At 37.0% G+C, this 18494-nt stretch carries 14 protein-coding genes; 5 read left to right on the top strand and 9 right to left on the bottom strand.

The annotated features are described in order from the left end of the window. Positions 1-9 precede the first annotated feature (9 nt). On the top strand, positions 10-1191 hold the full coding sequence (locus N1I80_RS09260; protein WP_340737593.1) for an ROK family transcriptional regulator: 1182 nt from the start codon (positions 10-12) through the stop codon (positions 1189-1191). Between the two features lie 68 nt (positions 1192-1259). Here N1I80_RS09260 and gndA read toward each other — a convergent pair whose 3' ends face one another. The 9 genes from gndA to N1I80_RS09215 form a co-directional block, all read right to left on the bottom strand. Beyond that, positions 1260-2669 carry an NADP-dependent phosphogluconate dehydrogenase gene (gene gndA / locus N1I80_RS09255; protein ID WP_340737592.1) on the bottom strand — a complete coding sequence of 470 codons (1410 nt, stop codon included), beginning with the start codon at positions 2667-2669 and terminating at the stop codon, positions 1260-1262. A gap of 57 nt (positions 2670-2726) precedes the next feature. Beyond that, positions 2727-4124 carry a glucuronate isomerase gene (gene uxaC, locus N1I80_RS09250; protein WP_340737591.1) on the bottom strand — a complete coding sequence of 466 codons (1398 nt, stop codon included), beginning with the start codon at positions 4122-4124 and terminating at the stop codon, positions 2727-2729. A gap of 217 nt (positions 4125-4341) precedes the next feature. Continuing rightward, positions 4342-5226, bottom strand: a complete 885-nt coding sequence (locus N1I80_RS09245; protein WP_340737590.1) for an ROK family protein — start codon at positions 5224-5226, stop codon at positions 4342-4344. A gap of 155 nt (positions 5227-5381) precedes the next feature. Beyond that, positions 5382-6821, bottom strand: coding sequence for a glycoside hydrolase family 1 protein (locus N1I80_RS09240; protein ID WP_340737589.1), 1440 nt, complete (start codon positions 6819-6821; stop codon positions 5382-5384). A gap of 68 nt (positions 6822-6889) precedes the next feature. Then, positions 6890-8023, bottom strand: a complete 1134-nt coding sequence (locus N1I80_RS09235; RefSeq protein WP_340737588.1) for a response regulator transcription factor — start codon at positions 8021-8023, stop codon at positions 6890-6892. Positions 8024-8034: 11 nt separating this feature from the next. Continuing rightward, positions 8035-9777 (bottom strand): cache domain-containing sensor histidine kinase, encoded by a 1743-nt coding sequence (locus tag N1I80_RS09230; RefSeq protein ID WP_340737587.1) that lies wholly within the window; start codon positions 9775-9777, stop codon positions 8035-8037. Positions 9778-9811: 34 nt separating this feature from the next. Next, positions 9812-10690, bottom strand: a complete 879-nt coding sequence (locus tag N1I80_RS09225) for a carbohydrate ABC transporter permease (protein ID WP_340737586.1) — start codon at positions 10688-10690, stop codon at positions 9812-9814. A gap of 14 nt (positions 10691-10704) precedes the next feature. Further along, positions 10705-11580 carry a carbohydrate ABC transporter permease gene (locus tag N1I80_RS09220; protein ID WP_340737585.1) on the bottom strand — a complete coding sequence of 292 codons (876 nt, stop codon included), beginning with the start codon at positions 11578-11580 and terminating at the stop codon, positions 10705-10707. A gap of 64 nt (positions 11581-11644) precedes the next feature. Beyond that, the gene (locus N1I80_RS09215) at positions 11645-12919 is read right to left on the bottom strand and encodes an extracellular solute-binding protein (RefSeq protein WP_340737584.1); all 1275 of its coding nucleotides are present in this window, start codon (positions 12917-12919) and stop codon (positions 11645-11647) included. Positions 12920-13660: 741 nt separating this feature from the next. On the opposite strand from N1I80_RS09215, the gene N1I80_RS09210 reads away from it, so the two are divergent. Genes N1I80_RS09210 through N1I80_RS09195 form a run of 4 tightly spaced genes read left to right on the top strand, consistent with a single transcriptional unit; the run spans position 13661 to position 18372 of the window. Continuing rightward, positions 13661-14842: a galactokinase gene (locus N1I80_RS09210; protein WP_340737583.1), complete on the top strand. Its 1182-nt coding sequence runs from the start codon at positions 13661-13663 to the stop codon at positions 14840-14842. Then, positions 14843-15847, top strand: coding sequence for a UDP-glucose 4-epimerase GalE (galE, locus tag N1I80_RS09205; protein ID WP_340737582.1), 1005 nt, complete (start codon positions 14843-14845; stop codon positions 15845-15847). Continuing rightward, positions 15844-17334 carry a UDP-glucose--hexose-1-phosphate uridylyltransferase gene (gene galT / locus N1I80_RS09200; protein ID WP_340737581.1) on the top strand — a complete coding sequence of 497 codons (1491 nt, stop codon included), beginning with the start codon at positions 15844-15846 and terminating at the stop codon, positions 17332-17334. The genes galE and galT overlap by 4 nt, the downstream gene beginning before the upstream one ends. Continuing rightward, positions 17335-18372: an aldose epimerase family protein gene (locus N1I80_RS09195; protein ID WP_340737580.1), complete on the top strand. Its 1038-nt coding sequence runs from the start codon at positions 17335-17337 to the stop codon at positions 18370-18372. Positions 18373-18494: the final 122 nt, after the last annotated feature.

Genomic DNA, 18494 nt, shown 5'->3' with positions numbered 1-18494 from the left:
GGGAAATAGATGATTACTGGCGACGGTGCTTACATAAAAAAAATCAATAGAAGTATTATTTTAAGTAAAATAGTTGAACATGACATGATTTCAAGAGCTGAACTGTCCAAAATTACCGGATTAAACAAAGCTACAATTTCTATTCAAGTTGCCGATTTACTCAATGAAAACTTAATTTGTGAAACACGACTGGAGCATAATGTCGTAGGTAGAAGACCTATCATGCTTTCGATTAATAAAGATGCAGGCTACGTGTTAGGCATCGACCTAGATTATAACCACATCCAGTATATGGTATCCGATTTGGGTGGTAATCCTGTTCAACACGACTCCATAAACCTAGAAATCGATAGTTATGAGGAGTTAGTTCAATTACTGATTAAGCAAATTAAAAAATATAAAAATGATTATTCAAAAAAACATTACGGATTAGTTAGTGTAATGATTGGTATTCACGGGACAGTAAATAAAGATGAGAGCATCTATTTTGTGCCTAGTTATCAATGGCAAAACAAATCCTTAAAAACCGATCTTATGAAAGAGCTAGATATGGACATATCCATTCAAAATAACGCAAACCTATCGGCTTATTCCGAACGTGTCTATAAGTACCATGAGAGTAATCATTTACTTTGCCTTCTCTTCTCTTCTGGGATAGGATCGGGAATAATGATTGATGGGAAACTGCATAAAGGATTTCACGGATATGCCGGAGAAATGGGCCATATGATTATTTCCAAGGATGGAGAAGCCTGCCGATGCGGTAACAAAGGTTGCTGGGAGCTCTACTCATCTGAGCCTAGCCTACTTGCTCGTTTGGCAATGCAGTTAGGTGTTCCAAAAGTAACTCATGATGATGTACAATCCCTACTAGCCAAGCAAGATCCCACTACTCTCCAACTAATGAAACAATATATTATCGACCTTTCAATCGGTTTAAATAATATTATCAATATCTACAATCCAGAAACATTGGTGTTGACGAGCGAACTGTTAAAAATGTACCCAAATGCAATCGAAGAAATTAAAAATAATTTGAATTCCGCAGTAAGTCAATATGGTGAATTAGTAATTTCCGATTTTGGGAATAGTTCCTGTACCCTTGGTGCATGTGCACTAGCGATTCAGCGTTTTTTAGAGGTACCGGAGCTCATCTTAACACTGACAGAGGATACTGTTTTAGTCAAATAGGTATAAAAAAAGATCTCCCTATCCATGGGAAAGAGAGATCTTTTTTTTATTGCTTTACTACTTTCTATTTAAAACCAGTTCGTATGGAAAGAACCTTCTTTGTCTTTACGCTCATACGTGTGGGCACCAAAATAATCACGCTGTGCTTGAATTAGATTGGCAGGCAAATTTTCCGCACGGTAGCTGTCATAGTAAGCAATCGCACTTGCGAACGATGGTACAGGAATTCCATGCTTAATTGCTACGGATACGACTTCACGTAAAGCAGATTGGTAGCCTTCTACAATTTCCTTAAAGTAAGAATCCAGCAATAAGTTTTCGAGGCCAGGCTCTCGATCATAAGCATCTTTAATATTTTGTAGGAATTGCGCACGAATGATACAACCCCCACGCCAAATCATAGAAATTTCACCATAGTTCAAATTCCAATTACTTTCGGCTGATTGAGCACGCATTTGTGCAAATCCTTGTGCATAAGAACAAATTTTACTCATATATAAAGCTTTTCTAACTGCTTCAATCAGCTCTTCTTTATTACCTTCGTAGTTATTCACTGTCGGCCCTGCTAACACCTTGCTTGCACGAACACGCTCGTCTTTCATCGAAGAAATACAGCGCGCAAAGACAGACTCTGTGATTAATGGTAGCGGAACGCCTAAGTCTAATGCATTTTTACTTGTCCACATGCCCGTCCCTTTTTGGCCTGCTTTATCTAAAATAATATCGACAAGTGGTTGACCTGTTTCTTCATCTATTTTAGTGAAGATTTCAGCAGTAATTTCAATTAGATAACTATCCAATTCGCCTTTATTCCACTCTGCAAATACTTCATGAAGTTCTTGTGCCTCTAAGCCAAGGACATGCTTCAATATAAAGTAGGCTTCTCCAATTAGTTGCATATCGCCGTACTCTATCCCATTATGAACCATTTTCACATAATGCCCCGCACCATCAGGACCGATATATGCACTACAAGATTCTCCATCTACCCTTGCCGCAATTGCATCAAAAATAGGTGCTACTAAATCATAAGCTTCTTTTTGACCACCTGGCATAATAGAAGGACCATTTAGCGCACCTTCTTCTCCACCTGAAACCCCTGTTCCAATGAAATGGATACCTGTTTTCTCTAGCTCTTTGTTACGACGAATCGTATCTTCGAATAATGTATTTCCACCATCAATTAAAATATCGCCCTTTTCAAGATACGGCTGCAGTGATGCAATCGTAGCATCTGTTGCCGCTCCCGCCTGAACCATGAGCATAATTTTACGTGGGACTTCCAAAGAGTTAACAAACTCCTCAATGCTAGTAGCACCAAAGAAGTTTTTACCCTGTGCTTCATTTGCTAAAAATTCCTCTGTTTTTGAAGTTGTACGATTATAGACAGAAACAGAATTCCCTCTACTTTCAATATTCAACGCCAAATTTTTCCCCATAACCGCTAAACCAATGACACCGATTTGTTGTTTCGACATTTTTTTCTTCCTTTCTACACTCCGGATTTACAATTTTGTTATTCAAGTAGCCAATTCTTAAAGTCTAAAATAACGTTTTGCATTGTCATAACAAATATTTGTTACGTACTTCTCTAATAATACCATGTCTTTCGGCACCTTGCCTTCTTCCACCCAAGTTCCAAGTAAATTACACAAAATTCTTCTGAAATATTCATGTCTTGGGAACGACAGAAAACTTCTTGAATCCGTTAGCATCCCAATAAAGTTACTAATCAACCCGATATTAGCTAATGTTTTCATTTGGTCTTCCATGCCATCGATGACATCATTAAACCACCAAGCAGTTCCAAACTGTACTTTCCCGGCAATTTCAGCGCTTTGATAATTGCCTGCCATTGAAGCTAACACAGCATTATCATTGGCATTTAGACTATACAAAACAGTTTTAGGCAATTTGTCTTTGCTTTCTAACGCATTTAAGAAGTTAGATAGTTTGTTTGCGATAAGAAGATCGCCTATAGAATCAAAACCAGTGTCTGGACCAAGTAAACCGAGCATTCTTGTATTATTATTTCTTAATGCACTTAAGTGAAGTTGCATTACCCAGCCCTTGTCAGCGTATAATTCACCTAAAGTTAGTAATGTATACGTTTTATATTGCTCAATTTCTTGTGCAGTCAGTTTCTCGCCTTGTAAGCGTTTCTGGAAAACTACTGCTGCTTGTTCTTTCGTTGCCTGTTCATAAAACATAACATCTATACCATGGTCAGAACTTCGACAACCATGCTCATCAAAATAATCTACTCGGCTTATTAAAGCATCTAATAAGGCATCATAGTTTTCAATTGAAGAATTTGTTGCCTGCTCTAACTTCCCTATCCATGACAAGAACTCTTCTTTTTCAATATTTAATCCTTTATCCGGTCGGAATGAAGGGGATACAGTAATTTCGAATCCTTCATTATGTAATGCGATATGACTTGCTAAATCATCTGTCGGATCATCTGTTGTTCCCACAAATTCAACCTTATCTTTTTTTAGTAGCGATCGAATGGACATTTCCTTTGTGGCAAGCTTGCGATTCGCTTCTTCCCAAATAGCAGGTGCTGACTTCTCGTCCAAAACCTCATCAATCTCAAAATAACGAAGTAGTTCTAAATGAGTCCAGTGATATAATGGGTTCCCAAACGTATTTGGAACCGTTTTAGACCATGCTAAAAATTTATCATAGCCACTTTTGTCACCTGTAATGTAAGCTTCATCAATACCGTTAGCACGCATAGCTCTCCATTTATAGTGATCTCCACCTAGCCAAATGTCAGATAGGCTTGTAAAATTCTTATCTTGTAAAATTTCATTTTGATTTAAATGGTTATGATAATCGATAATCGGTAAATCTTTGGCCGTACCATGGAACAAGACTTTGGCTGTTTCATTGAATAATAAAAAGTCATCTGTAATAAACGTTTTCAACGGAATCATCCTTCCACTCTTATTAGTTTGTCTGGCAAACAAACTGAATAACACCTACCATATATAATAGATGTAAACGTTTTGTTTTACAAGTATTTATTCAAACCTTTGAACTATTCTTGCTACAATTTCATAAAATCATCATCATATTTGGTTTTAGACGGTGAATTGCACATTTTAGAGCGTACCAACACTATGTTTTGTGAATGATATACCTTTAACTATCCTCCCTAATAAATCCATAAACAGCTCCCAAAAGATTTGCATGTTGACGAAATTTACAAGTTTTAATTTTCGGTTTAATCCTTGCAAGGCCAATAGTAGTTATTATGTCATCAAGTTTTTCATCTATTTTATCTATTAATTCTTCTCGCGCACTTATTCCACCGCCAATTAAAATAACCTCAGGATCATAAATATACTGTAAATTATAAATTCCTATCGCCAATAAACGGTAAAATTCGTCTATTGCCTGTCTACAATCCTCATCCCCTGAATCTGCCAGCATAAAGATTTTTTCGCCAGAAAGTGAATTCATATCTAGCTTTTTTTTCTTTGCAACTTTTTTCACAAGTGCCTTTGTAGATGCTACCCTGCTCCAAACATCGTCGCTCCCTTTAACGTCAGATGTTAATAGCATATAACCAAATTCTCCACCATGTAAGTTAGATCCTTTATGCAATTGGCCATTTTTTATGATGGAGCCCCCTATCCCTGTACCAATTACTATTACAAGAACATCTTTTTTACCTTTAGCCGAACCATCCCATACCTCTGCATAAGCAGCACAATTAGCATCGTTTTCAATAAAAACTGGTAATTCCAAACTTTTTCTAATTAACTCTTTCATATTGGGTCCATGTATATAGGGAATTGAGCTGGATCCATAAATAATTCCCTCATCTGATACAGCTCCAGGGCAACTCACTGCTACTCCACTCACTTCTTGATGAGGTAAACAAAATTCCTTAATGATACTTAATAAACCATCAAGGCTATCTGGTGTTTTCACTTTATTTGATTCTAGAATTACCGCATCCTCTCCAATTACCCCATACTTTATAAATGTTCCACCAATATCAAAAGACAAGTATTTCCTCAATGTTTTCACCCCACAATTTTAATTATTCTTTAATAAATTCAATATATATAATACAAAAATATTTCGTTGCCTCTACGAGATGACAACGAAATATTTGTAAATCTTACCTTTTATTAATCGCTATATGGTCTGGAATGTCATTCATACCTTGGAGATTATTTGATCAAATTATCATCAACTACCTCAAACTGTTTCGTTTCTATTAACTCCTTATACCAGTAAGCAGACTTTTTCATAGTACGGTTTCTATTATTCTCCAAATCGATTTCAACTAATCCATACCTATTTTTAAATGCATTCATTGGTGAAACGTTATCTGAAAAAGCCCAAAGCATGTAGCCGACACAATTTGATCCAGCTTCAATTGATTTCAATAGCCACTTTAAATGGTCACTGATAAATTCAATTCTATAGTCATCTTGAATCACATTCTCTTTATTTTTATACTTATATTCATCTTCTACCCCCATGCCATTTTCTGCGATAAACCATTCGATATTACCGTATTCTTCCTTCATTCGCATTGCCATATCAAACATGATTTTCGGGTATATTTCCCATCCGCGATATGGATTCATTTTTTTACCTGGAAGATCGAACTTATCATAGTAATATTCGGGATGAAATGGCGTATCTTCATTCCAGGATGAAGAACGGGACTTTACACGAGCTGGAAAATATAAATTTATGCCAACATAATCCACAGTATTTTCCTTTATGAGTTCCAATTCCTCTTTAGTAGATTCAAATGTAATATCGTGCTTTTCCATTAGTTCAAATAGTTCTTCAGGGTACTCCCCCTTGATAGATGGATCCAAAAATACTCGATTGTAAAATAAGTCATGGATTCTTGCAGCCTTTTGATCGTGTTCTGCCGATGAACGCGCGTATGTAACCTCTGGGTTTAAAATAACGCCTATTTTAGAACCAGTCTTTTCTTTTAATCCCATTTCCCTAAACAACTGAACTACTTTAGCGGTAGCTAAGCCTTTGTTGTAGTTCCACTGCATCCATTTTTTAGTGTTTTGTTCAAACGGCCAGCGGATTGCGTCTAAATATACACGAGTTTGAACAACTACCGGCTCATTAAATGTGAACCAATGCCTTATACGATCTCCATAGCGCTCAAAAACTTTTCTTGCATATTTAACAAATAACTCCACGACATGTTTAGATCCCCAACCACCATAACTTTCAAATAAAACGCCCGGAGTTTCATAGTGCTCTAAACAAATCATTGGCTCAATACCATTAGCGATTAGCTCATCAATAACGTTATCGATGTAACTAGCGTATTCTTCGTCGACTTCTGCAGTTTCATAATCGACTAGAAAACGTGACCAATTAATCGATGTTCTAAAATGTGTAAGCCCAATTTCTTTCATATAGCCTATATCTTCCTTGTAGCGATTACGGAAATCCGTAGCAACTGCCGGACCATATCCTTCATGCCAGACATGTTTATTGTTTTTATACCAAAGGTCTATATATGAATCTTGAAATTCCTTTTTACCTGACCATCCCTCTGTTTGCCAAGCGGATACTGCTGCCCCCATCATAAAGCCTTCTGGTATCTTAACTGTACTATTTCCCATATCTATTTTCCTCCTTGATATTATCTCGGTCGAACTTGATACTGATATGTTTTTTATTCCACAGTTTCTTATTTTGTCGTCATTAGCTTTCGATATTTCATCGGTGTCAGATTTGAAAATTCTTTAAATACTTTAACAAAGTATTTATACTCCTTGAAACCAACAAGTTCCGCTATCTCATGCACTTTAAATGGTGTTTCAATAAGCAATGTTTTTGCTTCCTCTATTCTTAAATCATTTATATATTCATTGAAACTTTTACCTGTCTGTTGATTGAATAAGGAACTGAAGTAATTCGGCGAAATATTAATAATATCCGCTACTTCATGTGCTCTAATATTGGATTTATAGTACTCTTTTATATATTCTTCGGCTTTTCCAATTAGCCAGTCAGTTTTATCAATATTTTTAAAATTCAACTTACCGGCAATTGTGGCCAAATCCTCATCGAACAGTTCCTTAAGCATTTGATAGGAATTTTTCAAATCCATGTCAATCACTTGCTTATAATTGATATCTAGCCCATTTAATATGTTGCTCTGAATCAATTTAGGGTGATTCATGATTCTGTTCAAAATTTCACTACTTACCCGTACAACCTCGTCTAAAATAAATTCTTCTTTTTCAAAGTAGTCGAATAATTCTTCGGTTCTATACTCTAAATTAATGGGCTCAAGTTGAAAAATCGTATCAATCAAACTTTCTTCCAACTTATAGGGATACACTTGTACGCTACGACTTTTCCTTTCTACAGCGGAATGGGGAATATTAACATCATCTTTTAAATGCAAATCACTAATCATACGGTTTAACTTCTGTTCATTTCCTATTTCGTGTGTTAATTTAACGACTCTACTCACTAGTTCTTCTATATTAACTGGTTTTAATAAGTAGTCCTTCACACCAAGTTGAATCGCTTTTTGGGCATAGGAAAATTCTTCATAACCACTAACCATTATCATTCGGATGTTAGGGTAATGTTGGTGAATAAAAGAAGTCAACTGCAGGCCATCCATATTTGGCATCCTGACATCTGTTATAATCAAATCAACATTTTCATTTTCTTGAACCTTACGAATTGCGTCTTGACCGTCATGTGCAGTATCAATAACTTCTATATTATATTTTTCCCATGGAATCGTATCTTTTAAACCTCGACATATAATGGGCTCATCATCAACAATTAGCATCTTGAAAGTCATGGGTTATTCACCTAATCCTTTTTATGAGTTACTTTTAAATTGTCTCCATTAAGAAGTGGATGGATTAGCCGAAGCGCTGCCCCTTCTTGGCTTTCTAATAAGGTCAATCTATATTCTTCCCCGAAGGCAATATTTAAGCGGTCTCTTAGATTTTTTAAAGCATACCCAGTAGATTCCTCGGATGCTGGTTGGAATCCCCAACCATTGTCAATTACATCAATCCATAATTGGTTATCTACTTGATAACATCGAATTTTTATAACTCCTTGTTTAAAATAATTATTAAAACCATGTTTAATACTGTTTTCTACTAATGGTTGAAGTATTTGTTTCATAATAAACTTTTCTTTTATTTGATTATCTATGAATATACTAAAAGCTAAACGGTCCCCTAGACGATTTTTTTGCAACTCGAGATAAGCTTGTATATATTCAATCTCCTTTTCCAATGGAATCCACATTTCTCCGTTATTTAGATTCATTCGGAAAACCTTGGACAACCCTTCGATTAAACTTCCAGTGTCCATTGCATTTTCCAAGCGTGCTGTCCACCGAATCATATCTAAAGTATTATAAAGAAAGTGTGGATCTATTTGACTTTGAAGTGCTTTTAATTCAGATTCTTTTTGTTTGATTTTCAGTTTATATTCTATATCAATAGATTTTTGGATCGTTTTTACCATCTTATTAAATTGCATTCCCAATATACCAATTTCATCTTTAGCTTTCACATCAACATTAGCTAAAAAGTTCCCCTTTTCCACTTGCATTGTTTGCCTCGTCAATTCTGTTATTCGCTGAATATAAGATCGATAAAAACCAATAAAAGCAATTACTCCTAATACAAACAGTAAGATTATCATATTTTTTATAGAAGCCCGAACAGCATAAAGTTCCTTTACAAGTTCTCCTTCATCTACAACTGCTACGGATAGCCAATTTGTACCTTCTAGCTTCTTTTTAACACCGAGAAAGCTATTATTATCTTTTTTATAACTATAAGCCGACTCCTCGCCATTAATAACCCAATCCTTCAGCTCTTCATTTGGATATTGCTTGCCAATAAGTGATTGATCATAATGAAGAACAACATCGCCTTTTGTTGATAGAACAAAATAGTTTCCTTGTTGTAAGGGTTGTTTTGCTTTAATATCATTAAATAGGATTGATTGGTCAATACGGATTCTTACACCTCCAATAGGGTCATTAATGTGATGAAGATCATTAATAACTCTAGTCAAACTAATAACATGTTTTCGACCACTCCAGTTACTAATAACCTCGTAAGAATCGCTCCATACTGGAATACCTTCCCCTTCGATAGCAGCCTCATTCAAAATCTGTCCTTTTTCTGTAATCGGCTCACCTATCGTCATTGTATTTCCATCTTTCGCCATTAACGAAACGGAAGAAATATAGTTATATGACATAAGTTGAAAAGTGAAATACCCCTTTATTGCATTGATTGCATTTTTATAATCAATCTCGGACATCTCGTTTTGTGGTGTCCTAAAAAAGGTCCGAAAGCTTTCATTATAAATCATATAGGAAGTCATGCTTTCAACTCCTGTTATGATTGATGAAATATGTTGCTCATTCTTATCAAGTCTTTCCACGATATCTTCTATCGCTTGTTTTTTTAAAGCTATTGTTGTTTGATGATAAATAAATAAGCTAAATAGAGCGGTCGGCAGTGTTATTAAAACTAAAAAAAGCACTATAAACTTCTTCTTCAAACCCCAATTTCGCAACATTATACATCAACCTTTACCGTTTGCTCCTTTCAGTTTACCCTTTCACAGCACCTGCTGTCATACCCTGTACAATTTCTTTTTCTAAGAGCAGGTAAAAAACAACTATTGGAATTAACGACATCGTCAATCCTGCCATTTGCGCTCCATAATTGGTTGTAAATTGGCCCGCAAAATTAGCAAGTCCTAATGGTAAGGTTTGTAATCCCGGATCATTAATCAATACTAAAGCAAATGAAAACTCATTCCAATTATAAATGAAATTAAGTATAACAACAGTTGCTAGAGCTGGGCGGGACATAGGAAGTATGATTGACCAGAATACACGAAATATTCCACAACCATCCATAATTGCTGATTCCTCTATATCCTTTGGAAACGCCTTCATAAAGCTTGTTAAAATAAATATCGTAATCGGTAAATGAAACGCGATATATGGAAATATCAATGTTACCGGAGTATCAAGTAAACCAAGGTTTCTCATTAATATAAACATCGGCACTAATGTTGCATGTATAGGTATTAATAATCCAAAAATAAAAAAGGTATAAATAAGTTTATTCATTTTGAAGGTAAATCTAGACAAAAAATAGGAAGCCAATGCTCCTAGAAAAACAGTTATACCTGTCGCGATAACGCAAATAAAAATACTATTTTTAAATAAAACACCCAAATTAGCAATTTCCCATGCATTAATGAAATTTTCCAAAACAAATACCTTGGGAAAGCCAAATTGATTTACAATGAACTCGCTTTCTGATTTGAATGAATTAATGACCATCCAAACTATGGGGTAAACATTCACTAAAGAAAATATACCTAGTATTAAGTAAATAATGGTGTTTTTTGTCCATTTTTTCTTATTGGTCGATTTCTTTTTCCTTGTATCTTTTTCGGACTTTACAATCGCTTCCATGATAACTCCTCCCCTTATATCATTTTACCTTTTAATAATTTTGTAGTGATAAATATTAAAATAAGACTGAAGAAAAATATAAATACCGAAACAGCACTACCATATCCGTAATTTAGTTTGCTAAATGTCTCATTAAACATATATAACGCCATAACTTCTGTAGAATGTGCCGGACCACCATTCGTCATTACATAAATAAGATCGAATGTTTTCAAACTACCCGATATACATAAAATCACTGCAACGATAATCGTACTCCAAATCATTGGTATTGTAATTTTAAATGTAGTTACCCATTCTGAGGCACCATCCATTTTTGCTGCTTCTAATACTTCCTCTGGAACGTTTTGTAAGGCCGCCAGGAATATAATTAAGTAAAGCCCAATAAATTGCCAAATGATTGTTATTAGAACTGCAACCATAGTCCATTTCGTATCGCCTAACCAATTTTGAGTCAATCCATCCAACCCAACAGTTCGTAATAATTCATTAAGCATCCCATTTTTAGAGTTATAAATAAGACTCCAAGTTAAAGAAATAACAACTGTAGACAAAACAACCGGTAAAAAGCCAATTGTTCTAAAAATCCTAACACCTTTTAGTTTTCTATTTAATAGAAGGGCAATGAATAACGCAATTGGAATTTGGCCCAAAACAGATGCGATAACTACGTAAATGTTATTCTTAACTGAACTCCAAAATAAGGGTTCTTGAAATAACTTTTTAAAATTATCAAACCCTATAAAAGTCATATCAGAGATACCATTCCACTCCATTAGAGAGTAATAGAAGGACTGAATAATCGGTACTATTGCAAACAAAATATAAAGAAACAAGGCTGGTAGTATTCCAATAATTATGGCTACCTTACTTTTCTTAGTTAAGTGCAAGGTCTCGCCTCCTATAATTCACAGGTCACCAAAAATGGCAACCTGCGCAATTTTTCATTTACTATTACTTATTTTTTTCTAATTCTTTTTGCATTTCTTTAGCTAATTCCTCTGGTGTTTTTTCACCTAATGTAATTGATTGGAGTCCGTTATTAATCATGTCTGTTAACTCTGGTGTCAAGGTTGCATCATACACTGGTGACAAACCACCTTGCGCATAGCTATTTGCATCGCGGAAAACTTGAGGTATACTATCATCCATTTTAACATCTGCTGGAACTATAATATTTGCTTGTACAAGTTGCTCAAACAGATTGTCGCTATAATAGTATTTTAAAAATGTGAAAGCTGCTTCTTGCTCTTCATCGCTTAAATTACTATTAACGGCAATTCCACCGCCTGCAACACCCGAAATTTTTGAAGGATCCCCCTCGCCACCTTCGAATGTAGGAAACGGAGCGACACCTATATTATCTAAGTTTTCTACACTCCCAATAATTGGACCAAGTGCCCATGAGCCAGCAAAGTGCATTGCCGTTTCTCCCTTGATAAACTCACTTCTTGATTGTGCTTCATCAATCGTATTCATGTCTTCATTGAATCCGTTTAATTTAGTTAATTCATCTATCACAGAAAGTGCCTTAATGAATTGTTCATTTTCAAAAGATCCAGTTCCATTTAAAGCTTCTTTCAAAAAGTTGCTTCCAGTATACCGATCAGCAATAGTAGATATATATACGGATTGCAATGGCCAAATTGATTTGTTACCGAGTGCGATTGGAGTAATATCTTTGTCATTTAATGCTTGTATCAGTCTTTTCAACTCTACATAAGTGGATGGGAATTCATCAAATCCAACCTCTTGTAACAAATCCTTATAATAAAAGATTAAACTTGTTTCACTAATATTAGAAGGTATTGCGTAGTAATTTCCATCTAATGCATAATCCTGTAATATAGCATCTGGAATTAGCCCTTCCCAATGATCAATAATCGAATTAAGTGGCAGTAATGCACCGCCTTCTGCAAGTGGAGCAGTTCGAGCCCCCGGCCAAACTCTCATCATATCTGGAAGTTGCTTTCCGGCAGCTTGAGTTCTTAGTTTTGTTTCATATTGATCGTGTGGTATACTCTCTACTTTAATCCGAATGTCCTCATGCTCTTCATTAAATGAAGCAATAATTTCTTTATAAACTGTATTTTCCGGACGATCTTCAGTCCAATCATTCCACAGTGTCAGTTCAATTACACCATCTGAAGAGGAATCTCCACTATTGCTACAGGCTACTAAACTTAACACCATAAATACTCCCAATATTATTAATCCAACTTTCTTCACTAAACTTCTCCTCCTTAATGTAAGCGCTTAAATAGATTTTAACGCTTTTTCTTTTTATTTATATCCTATAATCCTATGAATTCATCCAATATTCTCGGAAGACTAACTATTCATGTAAATTAACTAGACTGACAAAATAGATATGTCCTATCTACACGTCTGTTGATTAACCATTTACTTGCATAAATCACAGGTAAGTAAAGGCTTGAAAACCTCCTTTTTCACTGGTGCATTTCCGGTTCATTTTCGGCTAACTATTCACGACATGATTACCGTAGAAGTAGGTAACACTTCTTAAAATAACACTGGGAAGGACCATGGTAAAAGCTTCAGCCACCAAAATTGTATCTTTGGCGGCTTTTATCCAAGTAAAAAGCCAGCTATTCTTTCTTCCCTAAAAGCAGTAGCACTTTATGTATAAGTGTTTTTGGAGAGCGATGGATGAACGACCACTATAAGATTACCGGAAAAATGTAAAGGGATGCGGCGAAGTCGCATCCCTTTACATAAAAACAGCCCGGTAATCGTATAGAAGTCGTTCAATCTAAAGCGAAACCAAAGCTACTATGACACAGAGTGCCTAGTAGTATTTGATTCAGTTACTTTTTGGTAAATCAACAGGCGTGTCCTATCTAAAAGGTATTGAATATTCACTTCAACTAGCGTATACTTAAGTTAATAAATTTAATTAACTAAGTTATTTGAGTATCTAAACACCAATTACATAGGAGGTAATTAGCTTTGAAAAAGTCAGACTTACTACATGAATTTCATTTTATCTTCAACAGTCCCACAGTTCCACGTACATTTTTTGCACCCGGTCGCATCAATTTGATTGGGGAACATACAGATTATAATGGCGGCCATGTCTTTCCTGCCTCTATCTCATTTGGGACCTACGCACTTGCCCGCAAACGGGATGATCAGCAGTTACGTTTTTACTCGCTAAACTTTGCTCATACAGGAATCATTGAATGTGACCTAGCCGATTTATCTTATAATGAGGCACATGATTGGGCGAACTTCCCTAAAGGGATGATCAAATATATGAGTGAAAGTGGCTACACGATTTCATCAGGCATGGATATCCTATTCTATGGAAACATCCCCAATGGTGCTGGACTTTCCTCTTCAGCTTCTATTGAAATGGTCACTGGTGCTTTGCTAGAGGGACTATTTGATTTGAATATCAAACGTCTTCAGATGATTCAGCTTGGACAGCAAGTAGAAAATAACTATATCGGTGTCAATAGCGGCATTATGGATCAATTCGCAATTGGCAAAGGGAAAAAAGATCATGCTATTCTCTTAAACTGTCAAACGCTAGATTATCAGTATGCGCCTATCCAATTGGATGACTATATGATTATGATTATTAACACAAACAAGCAACGTACCTTGGCTGGCTCAAAATATAATGAGCGTCGCGCACAATGTGAGCAGGCATTGGCAGACTTACAACAAGAACTTTCTATCATGAGTCTAGGTGATTTGACGAAAGAACAATTCGAACAATACAAACATTTAATTCAGGATGATACAAACCGACAACGTGCCAAGCATGCGGTCTATGAAAACAGACGGACACTAGAGGCTCTTCAGCAATTGCAACAAGGGCATGTAGAAGCTTTTGGCCAATTGATGAATGAATCACATCACTCGCTTCAACAGGATTATGAAGTGACGGGTGTTGAACTGGATACAATCGTTCATACCGCATGGCAGCAACCCGGTGTCATCGGTGCTCGCATGACAGGAGCTGGCTTTGGCGGTTGTGCAATTGCCATTGTTGAAAAGGATCAAGTCGAACACTTTAAGCACAACGTCAATACGATCTATCAGCAAATAATAGGCTACGAAGCAACATTTTATTCAGCATCAATTGGCGACGGGGCAAGAGAACTTACTGAAGGGGTGCTTTAAATGAGTGTACTAGTTTTAGGCGGAGCGGGTTATATTGGATCACATGCAGTCTATCAGTTAATCGATCAACAATCGGATGTTGTCGTCATTGATAATCTTCAAACGGGACATAGAGAGGCTGTTCACCCTGATGCAACCTTTTACGAAGGTGACATTCGTGATATTGCCTTTATGCGCAGCGTTTTTGCGAAGGAATCCATTGACTCCGTCGTCCACTTTGCAGCTAATTCACTTGTCGGTGAATCAATGGAAAAACCACTTGAGTACTTTGATAATAATGTCTATGGGACACAGGTTTTACTGCAAGTGATGACTGAATTTAATGTGAAGAAAATCGTCTTTTCATCTACAGCAGCGACTTACGGCGAGCCTGAAGTAGTTCCAATCACAGAAAATATGGCTACGAACCCGACAAGTACGTACGGCGAAACGAAGCTGACGATGGAAAAAATGATGAAATGGTGCGAGCAGGCCCATGACATTCGATATGTCGCCCTACGTTATTTCAATGTAGCAGGCGCACGCGAATCTGGGGAAATCGGGGAAGATCATTATCCCGAGACACATCTGGTGCCTATCATTCTACAAGCAGCTCTCGGCCAACGCACGCATATTACTGTATTCGGAGAAGATTACGATACACCGGATGGTAGCTGTATTCGTGATTATGTACATGTAGAAGATTTGATTGGGGCGCATCTGTTAGCCCTTCAGTACTTAAATAATGATGGAAAAAGTGATGTGTTCAATCTCGGGAGCAATCAAGGCTTTTCTGTTAAAGAAATGATTGATACAGCCCGGGCAGTGACAGGTAAAGAAATCCCAGCAAAATCCGGTGAGCGTCGTGCAGGTGATCCAAGTACTCTAATCGCAAGTTCTGCGAAAGCCGCTTCCCTATTAGGCTGGAAGCCGACACGCACTTCGATTGACAACATTATTCAAGATGCTTGGAACTGGCATGTCCATCACCCAAATGGCTATCAAAAGGACGTGACTAGTGAATGATTTTCCAACAGATTACAGGACTTATTCATCAGGCATTACAGTGCGAGTTGATTGAACCCGCTGACCAAATATACGTCACCAACCAAGTGCTAGCATTGCTTCACCTCGAAGCAATGCCGGCAATGATTGAAGAGCCGATAGATGACACCATTCCTAATTTACTTGAACAAATCGTTGCATATACTGTCGAACAAAACGTCATCGACAATGTTTTTGATGACAAGGAAATTCTGTCCGCAAACATCATGAACTGTTTTATGGCAAGACCTTCCGCTATTAATGCCATTTTTCAAGAGAAGTATCGTCAATCTCCACAACGAGCAACTGATTATTTTTATGAATTAAGTAAAAACAGCAATTATATTCAGATGAATCGCATCCAAAAAAATATTCAATTTAAAGCCGAAACTATTTATGGTGAAATGGATATTACGATTAATCTATCAAAGCCTGAGAAAGACCCTGAACAAATTAAGCGTGAAAGTCAATTGAAGCATGCCGTTCATTATCCAAAATGTCTTTTATGCGTTGAAAACGAGGGCTACGCCGGCCGGACAGGTTATCCCGCACGTGCCAATCATCGCGTAGTACAAGTATCACTTGGTAATGAAAACTGGTATTTTCAATATTCACCGTATGTTTATTATAATGAGCATAGTATTTTGCTCGCTGAAGAGCATCGTGATATGAACATTGGGAAAGCGACTTTTGAGCGTTTGCTTGATTTCATCAGACAATTCCCACATTATTTTATCGGTTCAAATGCTGACTTACCGATTGTTGGTGGATCCATTTTAAGTCACGATCACTATCAAGCTGGTAGATATGAGTTTCCTATGACGAATGCAGCAACTGCGTTGTCATTTGAACTTGACCATTTTGCAGATGTATCAGCGGCTATTTTAGAATGGCCATTAACGACCATTCGCCTGCAAGGCGATGACACTAAGTCATTGATCGAAGCAGCAGATCATGTTCTCTCGACGTGGAAAAATTATAATGATGAGCAGGCAAACATTCATGCTTTCAGTGGAGATACGCCACATAATACCATCACACCAATTGCCCGTATGCGCGGCAGCAAATTTGAACTTGATCTTGTGTTACGTAATAATCGGACAACTGATGAGCATCCACTCGGTATTTTCCATCCACATGCCGATGTTCATCATATTAAAAAAGAAAATATTGGGCTAATAGAGGTGATGGGACTCGCGGTTCTACCTGCACGGCTGAAAGATGAATTAGCGGATATTAAGACCTGTTTACAAGGTCAACCAAGCAATGTTGCCCCTTACCATCAACAATGGGTAGACCAGTTGAAAGAAAAGTATGGGGTGTTAGCGGATCTTGAACAAATTGATGCTCTTTTAGAAAAAGAACTGGGGGCTAAATTTGCGAAAGTACTTGGAGATGCAGGTGTCTTTAAAGATAACGATACCAGCAAACGATTCATCAAAAATCTCAATCAAAAGGCGGACAATTAAATGAATATAGAAACACAAAATACCGTAAATGGTTGGAAATTATATACCCTTAGCAATCAACATCATATGAGCGTTAGCTTGTTAAACTATGGTGGCATCATTACTACCATCAACGTTCCAGATCGCCATAACAACATCGAAAACGTTGTACTAGGCTTCAAAAACCATGCCGACTATGCACAGAACCCCAACTTTTTGGGGGCGCTTATTGGGCGTGTAGCTGGAAGAATTCAAGGCGCTTCTTTTACTATTGAAAATCAAGTGTTTGATGTAGAAGCCAATGAAGGAACCCATCATTTACATGGTGGTGCCAGTGGATTCCATCAGGTCATTTGGGCAGCTAGCCCCTTTCAAACAAAGGATACAGTAGGAGTGGTATTGACACATACAAGCGCAGATGGTGAAGGCGGTTATCCAGGGACAGTGGAGATGACCGTTACCTATACCTTGACGAACAACAATGAGCTGATTATCGATTACGCAGCTACGTCTGATAAAACAACTGCCCTGACACTGACTAATCACTCGTACTTTAATTTAACAGGGAATGTGGCACGGACGATACACAATCATCATGTCACAATCGCTTGTGATGAATTTGTTGAACTAGATAATGAACTGATTCCAACAGGCAACAAGCTCGATGTCACGAATACACCTTTTGATTTTCGAACTGGACGATTGATTGCTGATGGCATTAATTCCACATTCACACAAAATATTGTGGCGGGTCATGGCTATGATCATTATTTTATTTTGAACCCTAAGCAGACAGAAGCAATTCGTGTTGAAGATGAGGTCAGCGGACGTGTTATAACAATCAAGACCGATCAGCCTGGCGTAGTGATGTATACGTCGAATAACTTGACTGAAGGCCTTGAGTTGGCAGAAGGTACATCTAAACGCTATGATGGGGTTTGTTTTGAAACACAAGCCTCCCCTGCTTCCTTGCATCATGAAGATTTTCCAACAGTACTGCTAGAAGCACATGTACCTTATGACAAACAGACCGTATTCTCTTTTAGTGTAGTGAAATAATTTGGTCTAAAAATAACGGACGTAACAAAAGCGTAAAATAGTACCCGCCTATTTTACGCTTTTCCTTTTGATAGAATAGTAGAAAAATTTCAGAATGAGGTTTAAACCAGGCTCCCTCTAAA

It is taken from the genome of Sporosarcina sp. FSL K6-3457 (assembly GCF_038007285.1).
GTDB lineage: Bacteria > Bacillota > Bacilli > Bacillales_A > Planococcaceae > Sporosarcina.
This window is presented reverse-complemented; position numbering and strand designations above follow the sequence as displayed.